Genomic DNA, 15542 nt, shown 5'->3' with positions numbered 1-15542 from the left:
GGTATGTTCACTCGCCCGGGTGAGGGCACGCCGACGCAGGCGGGAGGGCCGGGTGGGGTTCGGTGGGGTCCTTTCTCCCTCGCGGTTCTTTGGGAAGAGCGCCCCTGCCACCGGAGCACGCGACATCGGGTTCCGGAACCAGCCTCAGCTCCGCCCAGACCGTCTTCCGGGGATGCGGGCCCCGGGTGACGCCCCACCGGTCGGCGAGCGCCTCCACGAGGACGAGCCCCCGGCCGGACTCGCTGTCGACCGCGGGGAGTTGCGGCTGAGGCAGCAACGTGCCGCAGGTGTCGGTCACCTCGATGCGCAGGACCGGCGGGGCGACGGTGAGCACGAGCCGGAAGTCCCGGCCCGGGACGCGGCTGTGGGTGGCCGCGTTGGCGGCGAGTTCGGCGACGAGGTGGCGCGCCGGGTCCACCGGGACGCCCCATGACCGCAGTTGCTCCGTGGCGAGCAGGCGGGCGAGACGGGCACCGCGTGGCGTGGGCGACAACTGGACGCCGAAGGTGCGGACGGGGCGGGCGAGTCCGGCCCCGGAGGTGGCGGTTTCTTGGATCACGTCACTCAGAGTGGCCGCACACGCCTACCGTGAACAGTGACGACACCGATACGTACGGTGACTGTCGGGAGCTTGTCCGGCGCTGTCCGGACTGTCGGAGAGGCACGCTATGCACGGGGACAGTGGCGAGGGTCGGCTCAGGACCGAGGCGGACGAGCCGGGTTGGGAGGTCGACCCGGACGACGACTGGGGCGTGGCGGTGGTCGCGACCGTCGGGCGACAGCTGAAGCTGCGGCGCGAGGCGGTGGGGATGCGGGCCGCCGACTTCGGGGTGGCCGTCGGGTACGGCGAGGACATGGTCTACAAGATCGAGGGCGGCAAGCGGATCCCTCAGCCGGAGTACCTGGACAGGGCGGACGAGGTGCTGGGGGCGGGCGGGCTGCTCTCCGCCATGAAGGAGGACGTCAAGAAGGTCCGGTACCCGAAGAAGGTCCGGGAGTTGGGCCACATGGAGGCGAGGGCGGCCGAGATCCAGGCCTACGTGTGCCACAGCATCAGCGGGCTGCTGCAGACGGCCGCGCACGCACGGGTCGCGTTCGAGTCACGGCAGCCTCCGTACTCGGAGGACGAGGTCGAGCGGATGGTGGCCGCTCGCCTGGCCCGGCAGTCCATCTTCGAGCGGCGGCCGGCGCCCTCGCTGAGCTTCGTGCTGGAAGAGGCCCCGCTACGGCGGCCGCTCGGAGGCACAATGGTCTGGCGACAGCAGCTCGAACGACTGCTGGAGGTGAGCCGGTTGCGTAACGTCACGCTTCAAGTGATGCCGACGCTCTGCGAGGTTCACCCGGGTCTGGACGGCAAGATCGAGTTGCTGAAGTTCGAGGACGGCACGACGGTGGGGCGCGCCGACGGCGCGTTCAACGGTCGCCCGGTCTCCGATCCGAGGCAGCTCCGCATCCTCGAACTGCGGTATGGCACCATCCGGGCGCAGGCTCTTCCACCGCGGGAGTCCACGGCCTTCATCGAGCAACTGCTGGGAGAGACATGATCCGCAAGGCCTCCACAGGGGACGCCTACGAGTTGGCGTGGTTCAAGAGCAGCTACAGCGACGGCAACGAGGGCGACTCGTGCGTCGAACTCGCCACCACTCCCGGTACCGTCCACGTCCGTGACTCCAAGGACGTGGACGGTCCGCGCCTGGCCTTCTCCCCCACCGCCTGGTCCGCCTTCGTGCCGTACACGGCCGGAGGCTGACCGCTCCCGCGGGGTGGGGCCGGGGTCAGAACTTGATGTCCCCGATCATGCCGGCGATGTTCGTGGTCAGCTCGTTGATCGTCGGTGCCATCGTCGAGCTGGCGAGGTAGAAGCCGAGCAGCATGCAGACAATGGCGTGAGGCGCCTTCAGTCCTGACTTCTTGACCAGGATGAAGACGATGATCGCCAGCAGCACGACCGCCGAAATCGACAGCGCCACGGCGGCTCACCTCCAAAGGATCCCAAGGACACGGGGGCCGGGGGTCGGGGGGAATGGGGTAGAGGACCGACCGCCCCGCCCGCCGCCGCCCCACCAGCCGCGCGTCGAGCAGGACCCTCAGGTGCCGGCCGACCGAGCCGAGCCCCTGCCCGGTGACGGCGACCAGCTGGCTCGTGCTCATCGGGGAGCCGAGGAGGACGAGCACCCCGGCCCGCGCGCCGCCGAGCAGCCGGACGAGGGAGGCGGGAGTGTCCGGAGCGCCGGGGGACGAGGGCCGCGCCTCACCCTCCGCCAGCACGCCCGAGCACGGATACACCACCGCGTACCGGTGCGGCGACCCCTCCCCGTCCTCCCAGGACACCCACCCGTGCCGTTGCGGCGTCACCGGTACGAAGGCGAGTCCGGCGGCCGAGATCTCGCGGGGCGGGTACTCGTGCAGGTTGACCTGCAGCCGGTTCCCGCCGAGCCAGCGCATGCCCGGCCGCATCGTGCCGAGCGCGGCCGCCCAGCCCTCCTGGCCGAGCCGGGCGGTACGGGCCACGACATCCGCCTCCAGCACGCGCCGGCGCCTGGGCCAGTCGGGGCGTACGGTCTCGGTCCACACGTCGGTGAGCAGGTCGGCGGCGCGGTCGGGGAGGTCGTCACGGTCCCGCAGGACGGCGGGGAGCGGACCGCGCAGGGCGACCGTGAGATGGGCGCGGGCGGCCGCGGGGCAGGCCCCGCGCACCCGGGCGACCTCCGTGGCGAAGTCCTCGCCGCCGCGCGGGGMGGGCGTGAGGAAGTCGGCGATCCACTCGGGCCCGAACCCAGCCCGCACCAGCGCGGCGGTGACCGGATCGTCCGCCAGCCGCCGCCGGTAGCGGGGCAGCTGGGCGGCCAGCCAGGCCCGTTCACCGGGATGGGCGGCCGTCCCCACGTGCAGGGTCTTCAGACAGGCGAAGGTCTCGGCGAGCGGCGAGACCACGAAGCGGCTGCCGGCGAGGGTGTCGGCGCTGACCTGCCACCAGCCCACGTCCGCCCCTTTCCGCCCTGCTGTGGTTTCGCACGGACGCGAAACTCTAACGCCCGTCCCATCACGGGTCCGAGACTCCGGATCATGCCCACGACGTACGCATCCCTCTTCCGCACACCGGAGTTCACGCCCCTCTTCCTCGTCTCCTCCGCGCAGGTGGCGGCGCAGACCATGAGCGGTCTCGCGCTCGGCACGCTGGTGTACCGGGCCACGGACTCGCCGCTCCTGTCGGCCCTGGCGATGTTCGGCCCGTCGCTCGCGCAGGTCCTGGGCGCGACCACGCTCCTGTCGGCGGCCGACCGCCTGCCGCCCCGGACCGCTACGGCGGGCACGGCCCTGGCGTTCGCGGCGGGCACCGTGCTCCTGGCGCTGCCGGCCCCGCTCTGGACGCTCTTCGCCCTGGTCCTCGCCCTCGGCCCGGTGGCCTCCCTGGCCGGCGGCGTCCGCTGGGGCCTGCTGAACGAGATCCTCCCCGAGGACGCCTACATCCCGGGCCGCTCGGTCTTCAACGCCATGAACGGCGTCACGCAGATCACGGGGTACGCGGCAGGTGGCGTACTGCTCGCCCTTCTGTCCCCGCGCGGCACCTTGCTGACGGCGGCGGCGCTGTACGCGACGGCCGCGGCGATCGCCCGCCTCGCCCTGGCGCCGCGCCCGCCGAGAGCCGGGGGACGCCCCTCGCTACGCACGACCTGGCGGACGAACAGAACCCTCCTCGCCGCGGGCCCGCGCCGCCACCTCTACCTGGCGCTGTGGCTCCCCAACGGCCTGATCGTCGGCTGCGAGTCCCTCTACGTCCCGTACGCGCCCGGGCACGCGGGCCTGCTCTTCGCCTGCGCGGCGCTGGGCATGCTGGTGGGGGACGTCACGGTGCCCCGCCTGGCCACTCCCGCCCTGCGCGCCCGACTCGGGGTTCCCTTGCTCCTCCTCCTGGCGGCCCCGTACCTGCTGTTCGCCCTGCACCCGGCCCCGCCCGTCGCGGCAGCGCTCGCGGCCCTGGCCTCGGTGGGCTTCGCCGCGAGCCTGCTCCAGCAGGAACGCCTCATGACGCTGACCCCACCGGAACTGGCGGGCCACGCCCTGGGGTTGCACGCATCGGGGATGCCGGCGGCGCAGGGCATGGGCGCGGCGCTGGCGGGCACGCTCGCCCAATTCACGTCCCCGGCCGCGGCGATGACGGTGACGGCGGCGGCATCGATCACGGTGACGCTGGCGCTGGCACGCGGGCTGAGCCCCGTACGGCCGCGCCCTACCGCGCCACGAACTGGGTGAGGATCGCCTGGACCTCGTAGATGTCGACGCCCTTGGTGAAGGTCTTCTCGATGGGCGCGGGCGTGCCGGAGATCCAGATCTTCAGCTCGGCGTCGAGGTCGAAGGTCCCGGCGGTCTCGACGGAGAAGTGCGTGATGCTGCGGTACGGCACCGAGTGGTACTCGGTCTTCTTGCCGGTGATGCCCTGCTTGTCGACCAGGATGAGGCGCCGGTCGGTGAACAGGATGGTGTCGCGTATCAGCTGGAAGGCGGCGTGCACCTGCTCGCTGTGCCCGAGCAGCCGCGCGTAGTCGTGCTGGGCCTTGCCGGGATCGACGGTATGGGCGTTTCCGAAAAGCGCCATGACAGAACCCCCAGGGGATGGGTGAGGTACGGGATGCGCGAAGTCCCGTGATCGTCGCACCGGGGAGGAAGAGGGGGCAACGGCCTGTTCCCGGTCTGTGGCAAGGACGCGACGGACCGGGGACGCGATGGACCGGGACGCGACCGATCGGGGACGCGCTGGTCACGACGGACCGTGGACGCACCGGTCAGCGGGCCGCGGGCGTGCACCGGAGTCGGTGGCGCCCTCTAGAGTGTGCTGATCGTCGCCCGTGACGGATGGGCCGGGGGCGGTCTCAGGGGAAACTTTCAGGGGGGTCATCGATGACCGATTTTCAGGTGCGGCGTTTTCGAAGATGCGCCGCGGCGGGGCTGTGCGGGACGGCGCTGACCGCCTCGCTGCTGCTCGTACCCGAGGCGACGGCCGCGGACGGCGGCCGGGGCACGGTCGGCACGGTGGGAGTGGCGGCAGGAGCCGTGAGGGACGCCGGGAAGGCGGGGGCCGCAGCGGGTTCGTCCGCGGAAGGCGGGCGGGGCGGTCGGGTCGAGCTCGTCGACGGGCGTGACGTCCGGGTGACGGACGACGCGGTCGGTGCCGCCCGGGCCACGCGCTACGCCGTGGCGTCGCTGGACGGCACGGTGTCCGTGCGGCGGACCGGGAGGACCGCGGCCGATAGCACGACCACCCGTCTCCCGGTGGCGGCGCGCAGTACGAAGGCGAAGCCCGCGGCCGCGCCCGCCGCCGGGACCACCGCCGCGAAAGCCGCCGCGGCCTCGTACACGGTCAAGCTGAACATCACGCACGCCGACGTGGCGTCCAAGTCCTACTACGTCTGGGACCGCACGTCCTGGACGTCGTACGCGGTCAAGAACGACCCCACCGGCGACTCGGGGACGGTGAAGCTGCCGCCGGGCGACTACTTCGCGGTCGCGCTGCACGACGACTGGATGGAGCCGAGCTACCTGCTCACCAGCAGCTTCACGGTCGGTTCGGCGGCGAAGACGGTCAACTTCGACCAGCGCGCGGCCAAGGAGGCCGCGATCCGCACCGATGACACCACCGCCACCCGCCAGGCGTCCGCGGTGTGGATCAGCGTCCCGGGCGGCGGCCTCGCCGGCTTCGCGGGCTCGGCGTCCGGCAAGGTGTACGTCACGCCGTTCTCGGTGAGCGGCGTCTCGCTGCGCCTGCACGAACTGCTCGGTAAGGCCGGCTCCTCCGCGAGCGCGCCCAGCCCCTACCGCTACGACCTCACGCACAGCTTCACCGGCACCGTGCCCGCCTCGCCCGTCAAGACGGTCCGTACGTCGTCCCTGGCGAAGACCGTCACACAGGTGGCCGGTCCGGGCACGCGGACGACGGCCACGCTGCAGAGCGTCCCGTCCTTCGGCGAGTGGACGGGCGTCTACATCGGCTCCTCGGTGCCGGCCGCCGGCCCGGTCACCGAGTACAGCACCCCGGGCATCACCTACAGCCGGCTGTTCTCCTACGGCCCGGGAGACATGACCCTCGACCTCCCGGACCGCACGCTGCCCGCCGGGACCGGCGCGGACGAGACCGTGGGCGCCGCGCCCGCGCAGCCGGTCCGCCGCGAGCACGGCGGCTCGCAGCGCAACTCCGGCAAGATGTGGCTGTACGAGCCGCACACCTTCGGGGACGCGGCCGGCCACGCGGGCACCGACGCCCGGGCGACGTACTCGTACCGGCTCAGCTCTTCCGACGGCACCACCTACGCACAGGCCGACGGCCTCGACGCGTACGCCACGCTGTCGTCGTCCGCCCTGCCGTCGCAGCAGAAGACGTACACGCTCGACCAGACCGTGCGCCGCCACGTCCCGTACTCCCGTCTGTCGACGCAGGTGCGCACCGAGTGGACGTTCCGCTCGGACTACACGAGCGGCGGCGAACTCCCGCTGATCGACACCCGGTTGGCCGTTCCCGGGCTGGACGCCCTCGGCCGCGCGAGCGCGGGTCCGGTACGGGTCGACACGGGCGCGACCACCCGGAACACGGACGGGGTGGACGTGAACACCCGGGTCACCGGGCTCGCCTCCTCCACGGACGACGGCGCGACCTGGACGGACGTGCCCGTCGCGGCGGACGGGTCGGCGACCGTCGACGTCCCCGCGACCGCCTCCTTCGTCTCCCTGCGCGTCACCGCCACCGACGACGAGGGGAACAGCCTGCGGCGCACCGTCACCCGGGCGTTCGCGGGCCCGGCCCCGCAGGGCGACGAGACGGTGGGCGCCACCCGCGTCTCCGGCGCCGTCGTGAACGGCGGCAAGGCGGTCGAGCTGAGCGACCAGCCGCTGCAGGAGTTCACGGCGAAGTTCACCGCCACCGACCCGTCGGGCATCGCGGGCGGAGACATGTACCTCTACAAGGGGTCGTACGACGCCCCCGACGCCGTCCTCCACGGCACCTGGTCCGCGGTCTGCACCAAGGCCGACGCGACGACCTCCACCTGCGAGGCGCAGTTCGCGTACATCGAGCCGCGCTGGACCCTGGGACGCAACTCGCTCGCCGGTACGTGGAAGGTGGCCGCGTGGGCCGGGTCCGCGGACGGCCGGGGCCACGCCGACCTGCACGCCGCGAAGACGGTGTCCGTCCTGCGTGACGCGAAGCTGACGGCCAACGCGGCTCCCGAGCCGGTCGCCAAGGGCAAGACCCTCACCGTCACCGGCAAGCTCACCCGCGCGAACTGGGAGGCTGCCGGCGGCTACCTGGGCTACTCCGCCCAGCCGGCCAAGCTGCAGTTCCGCAAGAAGGGGACGTCCACGTACACGACCGTGAAGACGGTCACCACGGACGGCTCAGGAAACCTGAAGACCACGGTGAAGGCGTCCACGGACGGCTACTGGCGCTACAGCTTCGCCGCGTCCTCCACCACGGCGTCGGTCAACGCGACGGGCGACTACGTCGACGTCCGTTGACCTGCGCCCTGCGCCTGACTGCTCAGGATCCCATTTGATCGCTTGGGATCGCGCCTGACTGCTCAAGGCCGCGCCTGGCCACTCGGTCCCGAGTGGCCAGGCGCGGCCGGTTCCGGCCGGAAGGTCAGCAGCGGGTGGTGACGCCGCCGGTCTCGTCGCCCTTGAGGTAGATGGCGCTGACATAGCCGACGCCGCCCGCGTTCAGGGGCAGGCGCACCCACTTGTCGTTCGTGATGCCCTCGTCGGTCACGCTCTCACCGACCACCCAGCAGTGCGCCGGGTAGGACTCGTTCGGGTAAACCGTGCTGACGATGTCGCACGACCGGGCCGCGCAGGAACGGACATTGGCCTGGGTCCACGCCGTCACCGTCGTCGTACCACCCCCGCCGCCGTCCGGCATGAAGGTGACATCCACCCAGTCGTTGTCGCTCATGCCGAGGCCGTCCCAGAAGGTGCCGTCCGCGACGTCGATGCCGGCCGGGTTGGCGGCCCGCCGGCCGAACTCGTCGAGCCCGCCGTTGTAGCCGTTGAGGTACGCCGCCTGGGCTTCCGGGGTGCCCTGCGGCAGGTCCCGCCACATCTCCCGCTGCGCGGGCGGGTTCCAGTAGTCGTCCCGGGTGTTCCACGGACCGACGTCCCACACGGGCGCGGTCTCGCAACGCCCCTTGTAGCACAGGCGTACCTGGTACTCGTGTCCGCCGTTGGTCGCCAGCATCCGCCGCGAGGGCAGGGCCACGAAGTGGTCGCGGGGCTGGATGACGTGGCCGTTGGCGGTGGTCTGCCCGGTGAGGCCCTCCCGGGTGGCGAACAGCCGGTAGGTGGGGCCCGACGCGGCCGCCGACGCGCCGTTCTCCGGGACCTGCTGCGGCGCGGACTGCCCGGCCGCCGTGACGGTGACGGCCCGGACGGTGGGGGAGGGTCCGTCGGGGACACCGAGCAGGGTGAGCCGGACCTGGAGGAGGGAGACCGCCTGCGGCAGCCGGACCGTGCCGGCTCCGTCCGCGTCCCGCCACTGCGTCCAGGTGCCCGGCCGGTCGCTGCCTCGTATCTCGGTCAACACCTTCGTGCCGGAAGGGAGTTCGGCCTCGGTCCGTACGGTGAACGCGGTGAGCCGGCGGCCGAGGTCCCTGCCGGGCGACGTGTAGACCGCGTGGGAGGCGCCGGGCACCGACGCCGTCCGCACCGCGCTGTCCTCGACGGTGATCCCGTCCGGACGGCGGGCGACGTTGCCCCGGTCGGCCTCCGGCCCGGCCAGGTCGATACGCCAGCTGCCCTGATCCTTGTGCTCCTGCGCCGCGGCGGGCGGCACCGCCAGGCCCGTCAGGACGAGCAGCAGACACAGGACCTGCGTTCTCCACAGCGGTGTACGCCACTTGGCGCGCGTGGATCTTGCGCGCACGGATGCGGCACGCACGGGTGCGACGGGCACGGGTTCCCCCTCGGTGGATGAGGACTACGACGGACGAAGACGACGGTTGCGGCCGACGGTCGTGGTCGGCTGACGCGGCCGCCGGTCGCCGGTTGCGGCCACCGGATCCGGACGGACGGTCCTGGAGTCAGGAGTACCGCTCTTCGCGGGCGCCGTCTCTCCGGAAACTTCCGGATGCCCCCGGGGACCGCGGCGCGCCTAGGGTCCGTGGTCCGGGCCCCGCCCCGCAGCGGACGGGGCCCGGACCACCGCACCCCTGCACCACCGCACCTCTACACCCTGCACTCCGCGGCTCGTCGGGAGCCGCCACCTCACGGGAGGAACCCACGTGCGTCTTGGTCTGCGCGGCATGAACCTGCGGGCCGGCCTGGTGGCCGCGGCGGCCCTGCTGCTGCCCCTCGCGGCGGCCGTTCCCGGGCACGCGGCGACGAGCGCCCCCACCGCCGCGACCGCCTTCGCCGGCTCCTGTCCGGCCGCCGGTGTGGTCACCCAGGGCTACAGCAGCACCCACGACGGTGTCGACATCGCGAACTCCCTCGGCACCCCGATCTACGCGGTCGGCGCCGGCGAGGTCATCGCCTCCGGCCCGGCCCAGGGCTACGGCCAGTGGATCCGCATCCTGCACCCCGACGGCACCGTGACCGAGTACGGGCACATGTACCAGCGGGACGTCTCCGTCGGCCAGCAGGTGGCGGCCGGTCAGCGCATCGCCCTGATGGGCAGCGAGGGCGACTCCACCGGCGTCCACCTGCATCTGCGGGTGCGGGTCGGCACGTCCACCTCGATCCGGGGCATCGACCCGGTCCCGTACCTGCGCGACCGCGGGGTCGGGTTGCCGTGCACGCCCGGCGGTGGCGGGGGTGGTACGACGACGGTGACGGCGTGGACCCAGGCCAATGTCCGCTCCTGCGCGGCCCGGTCGTGCGACATCGTCAGCACGGTCTACCCGAACGAGTCCTACCCCGCGCACTGCTGGGTGGTCGGTGAGAGCGTGACCGACGAGGGCATCACGAACGACAAGTGGGTACGCCTGCCCCTGAACGCGGGCGGCGTCGGCTATGTCAGCGCCATCTACCTCAAGGGCGACGAGACCGGCGGCGTCACCACCCGCTGCTGACCTTCCGGCCGGAACCGGCCGCGCCTGGCCTTCCGGCCGCACCGCCCCTGCACCGGCGGAACGGACCGCGGCGACCCGTTCGGGGGCGGGCCGCCGCGGTCCGACCGGCGTCGGGGAAGGGCGGGTTCAGCCGCCGCAGGCGGGGACGGCGGGTTTGCTCCTGGTCCGCACGTCGGGCAGCCAGGCGGTGGTCCGCACGGTCTTCGCGCTCTTCTCCGCCTCGGGCAGCCGCACCCGGTACCAGCGTGACGACCGGGCGCCCGCCTCGTCGGCGATCGGGACGCCCCGCTCCAGATCGCACTCCACGGTGAGGACGTCACCGTGCCACACCCGGGTCTGCACGACGTTGTCCAGGACGTACGGCTCGGTCGGCTTGATGGCCAGGCCGAGGCTGCACATCGGATGCCGGTCGCTGCGTGCGCGGCACTTGTCGTCGGCGTTGTACACGGTCAGCCGTATTTCTGCTGCCCCCGGGGAGGCGCCGGGTCCCGCCCACTGCCACCAGGCGCCGCCCGCGCCGAGCAGAGCCAGGACGGTACCGGTGGCGGCCAGGACCACGACCCGTCTGCGGTTCCGCGGGCGAGCGGCGGACCCGGCGTCCTGGAGGGTCCGTACGCGGTCCAGCAGGCTCTCCGCCGTGTGCGCCGCGCGCTCGGTGTGGGCCGGCAGGAGGCAGTCGGCCGCCAGGGCGCGCCAGAACTCCGGCACCACGACGTCCAGCCTGAGCGGCGCCCTGCCCTCGGCGTACTCCTGGACCGCCGAGGCCCGCGCGGTGAAGGTGGCCCCCGGGAAGGGCGAGGCCCCGCCGCTGAACACCTGGTGGATCATCACGCCCAGGGCCCACACGTCCGCGGTGGGCCGCACCTGCACCCCGCGTTCGTCCAGCGGGGCCCGCCAGCGCTCGGGCGGCAGGTAGTCCGGCGAACCCAGGGGCGGGATGAACCCGTGGGTGCCCCGCGTCCCCTCCAGCTCGGCGGTGAGACCGAAGTCGGAGAGCCGCACCGAACCGTCCGCCATGACGAGCACGTTGGCCGGCTTCAGGTCCCCGTGCACCCAGCCCAGTCCGTGCAGGTGGGCCAGCCCTTCGCAGATCTCGGTCAGCAGCCGTTCCGCCTCCGGCAGGGGGCTGCCGTCCGCGGCGTCCAGCAGATCCTGGAGGCTGCTCTCCGCCCGCTCCATGACCAGCACGACCGCGCCGTCCAGACCGGGTACGTCGCAGTCCTCCAGCACCACGGAGTCCAGCAGCGTCATCAGCCGGGGATGGTGGGCACGACTGCCGAACTCGATCTCGCGCCGCGCGGTCTCCGCCAGCCGCTCGGCCTGACGGGGGGCCAGCCCCGAGGTCGGCAGGAACTTCAGCGCGACCCGGCGGCCCGCTTCGGCGGTCCCTTCCCCGGCCCCTGCCGGGTCCGTCGTGTCGGCGTTGTCCGCGGCATTCGCGTTATTTGCGGTATCCGGAGCATCCACGGCATCCGCAGCGTCCGGGGCGTCCGCAGTGGTGTCGCGACCCTCGTAGACGCGTCCCCAACCGCCGTCGGCGATCGGCTCGGTGACCTCCCAGCGGCCCACGCGGAAGCCCCGGGGTATCCGGCCGGCCGTCCTGCCGGGCCCGTCGCCACCCGACCTGCCTGTTCCGCCGGTTCCGCCGTGATCCGGCTCGCCCGTTTCCCCGTCGAGAGTCCCGTCGTACTCCTCGACCGCGCCGCTCACCGATGGCCCCCGGGCCGTGCCGGTTCGGGGGAGGGGGCGCCCGGGGTGCGGGACGGCAGCAGCGCCAGGTGCTCCTCGCGGACCAGGCCGAAGCGCAGCGCGACGCCGACCACGGCCTCGCGCTTGCCGGTACGCCGCGCGCCACTGCCCGCGGCGCCGACGTCCTGAGGGCCGCGCACCCGCAGCTTCTGCTCGGCCAGGTAGTCGATGTGGGCGTTGACCGCCCGCGCGGTCAGCCGTGTCAGCGCCGGATGCGTGCTGATGCGTTCCACGACCTGCGGGGTGGTCGGCACGGAGACGGCCGACTCGTCGCGCAGCCGCGGTTCGCAGAGCGCCACCAGGACGAGGAAGTACGTGGCGGTCTCGTCGAGGGAGTAGGCGTTGAGGGTGCGGGTGCCCCGGCCGCCGAAGTCGTCCGCGTCGAGGTAGACATGGTCGGGCGCGAACACCTGGAAACTCACCGTGGAGCCCCGGGTGGGCAGGACGACCCGGGCGAACTCGAACGGGATCGGCGCCCCCGCCCGGCGTGGCGGCACCCGCAGGTACTCCCCGGCGCCCTCCGGGTTCTCGACCAGATAGCTGTGGGTGGTGGAGTAGTTGGTGAGCTGCCAGTGGTCCTGCGCCACCAGGATCTCCCCGGCGAGCCGGGAGACCGCCGGGTCTGGCAGCAGCAGTTCGACCGGATGCGCTTTCGTGCCACGGCCGAAGCGCGCGGTTTCTCCTGGCCCCAGGCGCCGGGTCGTCGCCGGCTCCGTACGGTGCGCTGACGGCAAATGAATCAGTATGCCGCTCATCTGCGGTTTTTCCTTCCCCCGTGATCGGCTGGTCAAGCCGCCGGGCATCATAGCCACGGGGGTGCGCTCCGCGCGGGCCGCTCGGCGCCCGACGGCTGGATTTCGCCGGTGGCCGGAGGGTCCCTACAGGGTTCCTACAGGGGCGCTACGAGGAGCAGACGGGCACGCCGGGGAGCTGGTTGCCCGGCGAGCTGAGGTAGATGTTGGTCACGTAACCGCCGTACTGGGGGAGGTAGGCCCACCACGCGTTCGTGTAGGGCGGAACGGTGACCTCCTGGCCCAGTTTCTGGCAGCTCACCAGGACTTCCGCACCGGCCGGCAGCGTCGTCAGCGGGGCGGAGTCGACGGTGGTCGGTCGCGGGCGTACGTTCACGCCCGAACTCCAGGTGCCGAACCAGGTTCCGGCCGGGCGGTCGGCGCCCGGCACGTCGAGGGTGCGGGTGAGCCGGTTGACCGCCGTGTAGGCCGTGCCGTACGGGGTGCCGTCGGGGTGCAGGGTGAACACGGCCACGATGGTGCGGTCACCGGCTCCGACCGTGCCGGTGGTGTGCAGGGCCTCCTTGGTCAGATCGACCGCGGCGGCGGACCGCGGCGCGGGCGACTGCTTGGACGGCTGCTTGGACGACGGTGATGCCGTCGCCGCGGCGGTGGTCGAGGGCTTGGGGGTGCAGCCGCCGGAGTCGCCGAAACCGGACCAGCCCTGCTTGACCGCCCACGGCCGCTCGAAGGAGCCCGCGATGCCGAAGTGCTGGTCGAACCCGTCGGTGCCGCAACGTGTCGACTGCCGCAGGTTGCCCATGATGTAGTCGCGCACCGGCGCGGAGGCGGTGTCCAGGATGTGCCGGTAGATCTTCACCGTGTCGGCGGCCGACACGGCGACGTACCCCCAGGTGTCCTCGTACCCCGCCGGGGGGTTGCCGGTGTCGGTCAGGCCGAGCTGCGCCACCGTCCGGTCGATGATCGCCGTCCGCCCGCCGAGGGTCCAGTAGTGGCTGGCCGCGGCGTCGTCGCTGCTGCGCAGCATCGAGTCGAGCCGTGTGCGATCGGCGGCGGACAGGGTGCGGGGATCGTGAGTGCGCAGGTAGTCGAGGGCGATGAGCAGTTTCACCACCGAGGCGGATCGGAACCGCATGGTCTCGTTGTGCCGTTCGGTGAACGTACCGGTCGTACGGTCGAAGACCGCGACGCCGGCGGTCACGCCCGCGGGTACCTCGACCTGCGTGTCACGGTCCGGTGCGGCGGCGGCCCGTGGCGCCCCGCCCAGGCCCAGCACCGTCGCGGCCAGGGCGAGGGAGGCGACGACGGCGCCGAGCCGCCGCAGCCGTGCCCCGCGTCGGTCCGGCGGCCGGTCGGTGCAGGCTCCGTCGTGGCGGGTGGTCGGACTTTTCACAGTGGTTTCCCTTTCGTCGGGCCACCGCGGCTGCGCGTAACCGGTGCCGGGCACAACCGGTGCCGGCCCGGGTGCGGATACGGATACGACGAGTACGGACCGCAGGTGGCGGGAGCACGCTAAGGCGCCTACCGACCGAGGCCTATCCGGAATTTGACAGGGTGTCCGCGACGAAACGCCGGCCACCCGGAGCCGTCCGCGACCGCGTGCTCCCGCCATACCCCACCGGCCCGCGGAGCGTCATTCCGCGAACTTCCGGATGACGCGTCCGATCACACCCGGGATACGTTCCGCAGCGTTCGGCCGGCGCCACCGGCCGGGGCCGAGCGCCCCGTCCGAACCACGAACGCGAACCGTCCCGGCGGCGAACCACCACGGACGCCCCGACGAAACGACGGCACGACAACACGAGGAGTTGTGATGAGCGGGATGGGCGGGACGAGCGGGACGAGCGGGAGGCGCCCCCGCAGCCGCACCCGCGGTCGGTCGGCCGCCGTGCCCTCCTGCACGCCGGTCTCGGCACGGCGGCCGCCGCCGTCCTCGGTGGCGCGCTCACGGCCGACACCTCGCGGCAGCGGCCCGGCCCGAGCGGTGTCCTGCGCGTCGCGACCGGCGAACCGACCGCCTTCTACGAGGCGTTCGGCCGCCTCCTCACCGCGGAGGTCGAGTCGGCGTACCCCCGTCTGCGCTGCCGCGTGCGCACCACCGCGGGCAGCCTCACCAACATCGAACTGCTCCGCGACCGCCGCGCCGACCTCGCCCTCGTGCTCACGGACACCGCGCTGGCCGCCCAGGGCACCGACCTCTTCCCGCGCCCGGTGCCGCTGCGCGCGATCGGCCGGGTGTACGAGACCTACCTGCAGTTCGTCGTCCGCGCGGACTCCCCCGTGCGCGAGGTGTCCGACCTGGCCGGGCACACCGTCTCGCTCGGGGCGACCGGTTCGGGCGCGGCCGTGCTGGGCGAGCGGATCCTGCACGCGGCGGGCCTCGCCCCCGGCACCGACGTCCCCGTGCTCCACCTCCCGCTGGCCGACGCGGCCGACGCGATGCGGGAGGGTTCCGTGGAGGCGCTGATCGTCGCGGGCGGCGTACCGCTGCCGGTCCTGACCGCGCTCGACGACGGCCCGGGGCTGCGGTTCCTGCCGCTGGCCCGGCTGCTGCCGAAGCTCGGCGGGCGTGCGGGCCGGGCCGGTTCCGGTCTGGAGGAGGTGCCGCTGCCGCAGGGCGCGTACCGGTCGGCGGGCGGGGTTGCCACCATCGGCGTGTCCAACCTGCTGGTGTGCCGCCCCGATCTGCCGCACGCCGTCGCCGGGGCGCTGACCCGTCTGCTGGCCCGGTGTGCGACCGCCCTCGTCCCCGACAACGCGGTCGGCGCCCAGTTCCTCGACGTCGGCAGCCTGATCGGCACGGGCGGCGTCGCGCTGCATCCGGGAGCGGTGGAGGCGTACCGCGCGCTGCACGGCTGAACCGCGGCGGAGGAGGGGCGGGGAGGCGCTTACCGGGCCCCCGCCCGAGTGCTATACCGAACACTACGGACCCGGGGCCGCGCGCTCCGGGGTCCGCATCCGAGCGAGGGGACCCGGGGCGCGGCCCGCC

13 protein-coding genes and 1 pseudogene are annotated in these 15542 nt (G+C 73.0%); 6 read left to right on the top strand and 8 right to left on the bottom strand.

Going from position 1 to position 15542, the window contains the following annotated elements; all coding sequences use genetic code 11:
- Window positions 1-7 precede the first annotated feature (7 nt).
- Entirely contained in the window at window positions 8-559 is a 552-nt protein-coding gene (locus tag FGF04_RS30775; protein WP_149514638.1) for an ATP-binding protein, read from the bottom strand.
- A gap of 109 nt (window positions 560-668) precedes the next feature.
- Between FGF04_RS30775 and FGF04_RS30770 the strand changes: the two genes are divergently transcribed.
- Together FGF04_RS30770 and FGF04_RS30765 are read left to right on the top strand one after the other, a co-directional pair.
- Window positions 669-1544 carry a helix-turn-helix domain-containing protein gene (locus FGF04_RS30770; RefSeq protein WP_149514637.1) on the top strand — a complete coding sequence of 292 codons (876 nt, stop codon included), beginning with the start codon at window positions 669-671 and terminating at the stop codon, window positions 1542-1544.
- A complete protein-coding gene (locus FGF04_RS30765) occupies window positions 1541-1750 on the top strand; it encodes a DUF397 domain-containing protein (protein WP_149514636.1) in 210 nt (69 codons plus the stop codon). Before FGF04_RS30770 ends, FGF04_RS30765 begins: the two co-directional genes overlap by 4 nt.
- A 25-nt stretch (window positions 1751-1775) precedes the next feature.
- Here FGF04_RS30765 and FGF04_RS30760 read toward each other — a convergent pair whose 3' ends face one another.
- Window positions 1776-1970 carry a hypothetical protein gene (locus FGF04_RS30760; RefSeq protein ID WP_149514635.1) on the bottom strand — a complete coding sequence of 65 codons (195 nt, stop codon included), beginning with the start codon at window positions 1968-1970 and terminating at the stop codon, window positions 1776-1778.
- Between the two features lie 58 nt (window positions 1971-2028).
- A pseudogene (locus FGF04_RS30755) lies at window positions 2029-2982 on the bottom strand (transcriptional regulator); the annotation flags it as partial.
- An 84-nt stretch (window positions 2983-3066) separates the two neighbouring features.
- On the opposite strand from FGF04_RS30755, the gene FGF04_RS30750 reads away from it, so the two are divergent.
- Complete coding sequence (locus FGF04_RS30750; RefSeq protein WP_149514634.1) at window positions 3067-4254, top strand: MFS transporter; 1188 nt, start codon at window positions 3067-3069, stop codon at window positions 4252-4254.
- Here FGF04_RS30750 and FGF04_RS30745 read toward each other — a convergent pair.
- Entirely contained in the window at window positions 4232-4597 is a 366-nt protein-coding gene (locus tag FGF04_RS30745; RefSeq protein WP_149514633.1) for a PH domain-containing protein, read from the bottom strand. The two genes, FGF04_RS30750 and FGF04_RS30745, sit on opposite strands and share 23 nt — an antisense overlap.
- 302 nt (window positions 4598-4899) lie before the next feature.
- Between FGF04_RS30745 and FGF04_RS41390 the strand changes: the two genes are divergently transcribed.
- Complete coding sequence (locus FGF04_RS41390; RefSeq protein WP_235882583.1) at window positions 4900-7506, top strand: hypothetical protein; 2607 nt, start codon at window positions 4900-4902, stop codon at window positions 7504-7506.
- 124 nt (window positions 7507-7630) lie between these two features.
- Here the strand turns inward: FGF04_RS41390 and FGF04_RS30735 are convergent, their stop codons facing one another.
- The gene (locus FGF04_RS30735) at window positions 7631-8935 is read right to left on the bottom strand and encodes an SH3 domain-containing protein (RefSeq protein ID WP_235882582.1); all 1305 of its coding nucleotides are present in this window, start codon (window positions 8933-8935) and stop codon (window positions 7631-7633) included.
- 328 nt (window positions 8936-9263) lie between these two features.
- Here FGF04_RS30735 and FGF04_RS30730 point away from each other — a divergent pair, with 328 nt between their 5' ends.
- Entirely contained in the window at window positions 9264-10052 is a 789-nt protein-coding gene (locus FGF04_RS30730; protein ID WP_235882581.1) for a peptidoglycan DD-metalloendopeptidase family protein, read from the top strand.
- A 126-nt stretch (window positions 10053-10178) separates the two neighbouring features.
- On the opposite strand, the gene FGF04_RS30725 is transcribed toward FGF04_RS30730, so the two are convergent.
- The 3 genes from FGF04_RS30725 to FGF04_RS30715 all read right to left on the bottom strand — a co-directional run bounded on the left by FGF04_RS30725 (window position 10179) and on the right by FGF04_RS30715 (window position 13877).
- A complete protein-coding gene (locus FGF04_RS30725) occupies window positions 10179-11519 on the bottom strand; it encodes a serine/threonine-protein kinase (RefSeq protein WP_235882580.1) in 1341 nt (446 codons plus the stop codon).
- Between the two features lie 239 nt (window positions 11520-11758).
- Window positions 11759-12556 (bottom strand): serine/threonine protein kinase, encoded by a 798-nt coding sequence (locus FGF04_RS30720; RefSeq protein WP_149514631.1) that lies wholly within the window; start codon window positions 12554-12556, stop codon window positions 11759-11761.
- A gap of 145 nt (window positions 12557-12701) precedes the next feature.
- Window positions 12702-13877 carry a serine hydrolase gene (locus tag FGF04_RS30715; RefSeq protein WP_149514651.1) on the bottom strand — a complete coding sequence of 392 codons (1176 nt, stop codon included), beginning with the start codon at window positions 13875-13877 and terminating at the stop codon, window positions 12702-12704.
- A gap of 572 nt (window positions 13878-14449) precedes the next feature.
- On the opposite strand from FGF04_RS30715, the gene FGF04_RS30710 reads away from it, so the two are divergent.
- Entirely contained in the window at window positions 14450-15412 is a 963-nt protein-coding gene (locus FGF04_RS30710) for a TAXI family TRAP transporter solute-binding subunit (RefSeq protein WP_149514630.1), read from the top strand.
- The last annotated feature ends 130 nt before the right edge of the window (window positions 15413-15542 follow it).

The organism is Streptomyces apricus (assembly GCF_008369065.1).
Classification (GTDB): domain Bacteria; phylum Actinomycetota; class Actinomycetes; order Streptomycetales; family Streptomycetaceae; genus Streptomyces; species Streptomyces apricus.
The sequence above is the reverse complement of the archived record's forward strand: the minus strand, read 5'-3'. Positions and strand labels throughout refer to the sequence as shown.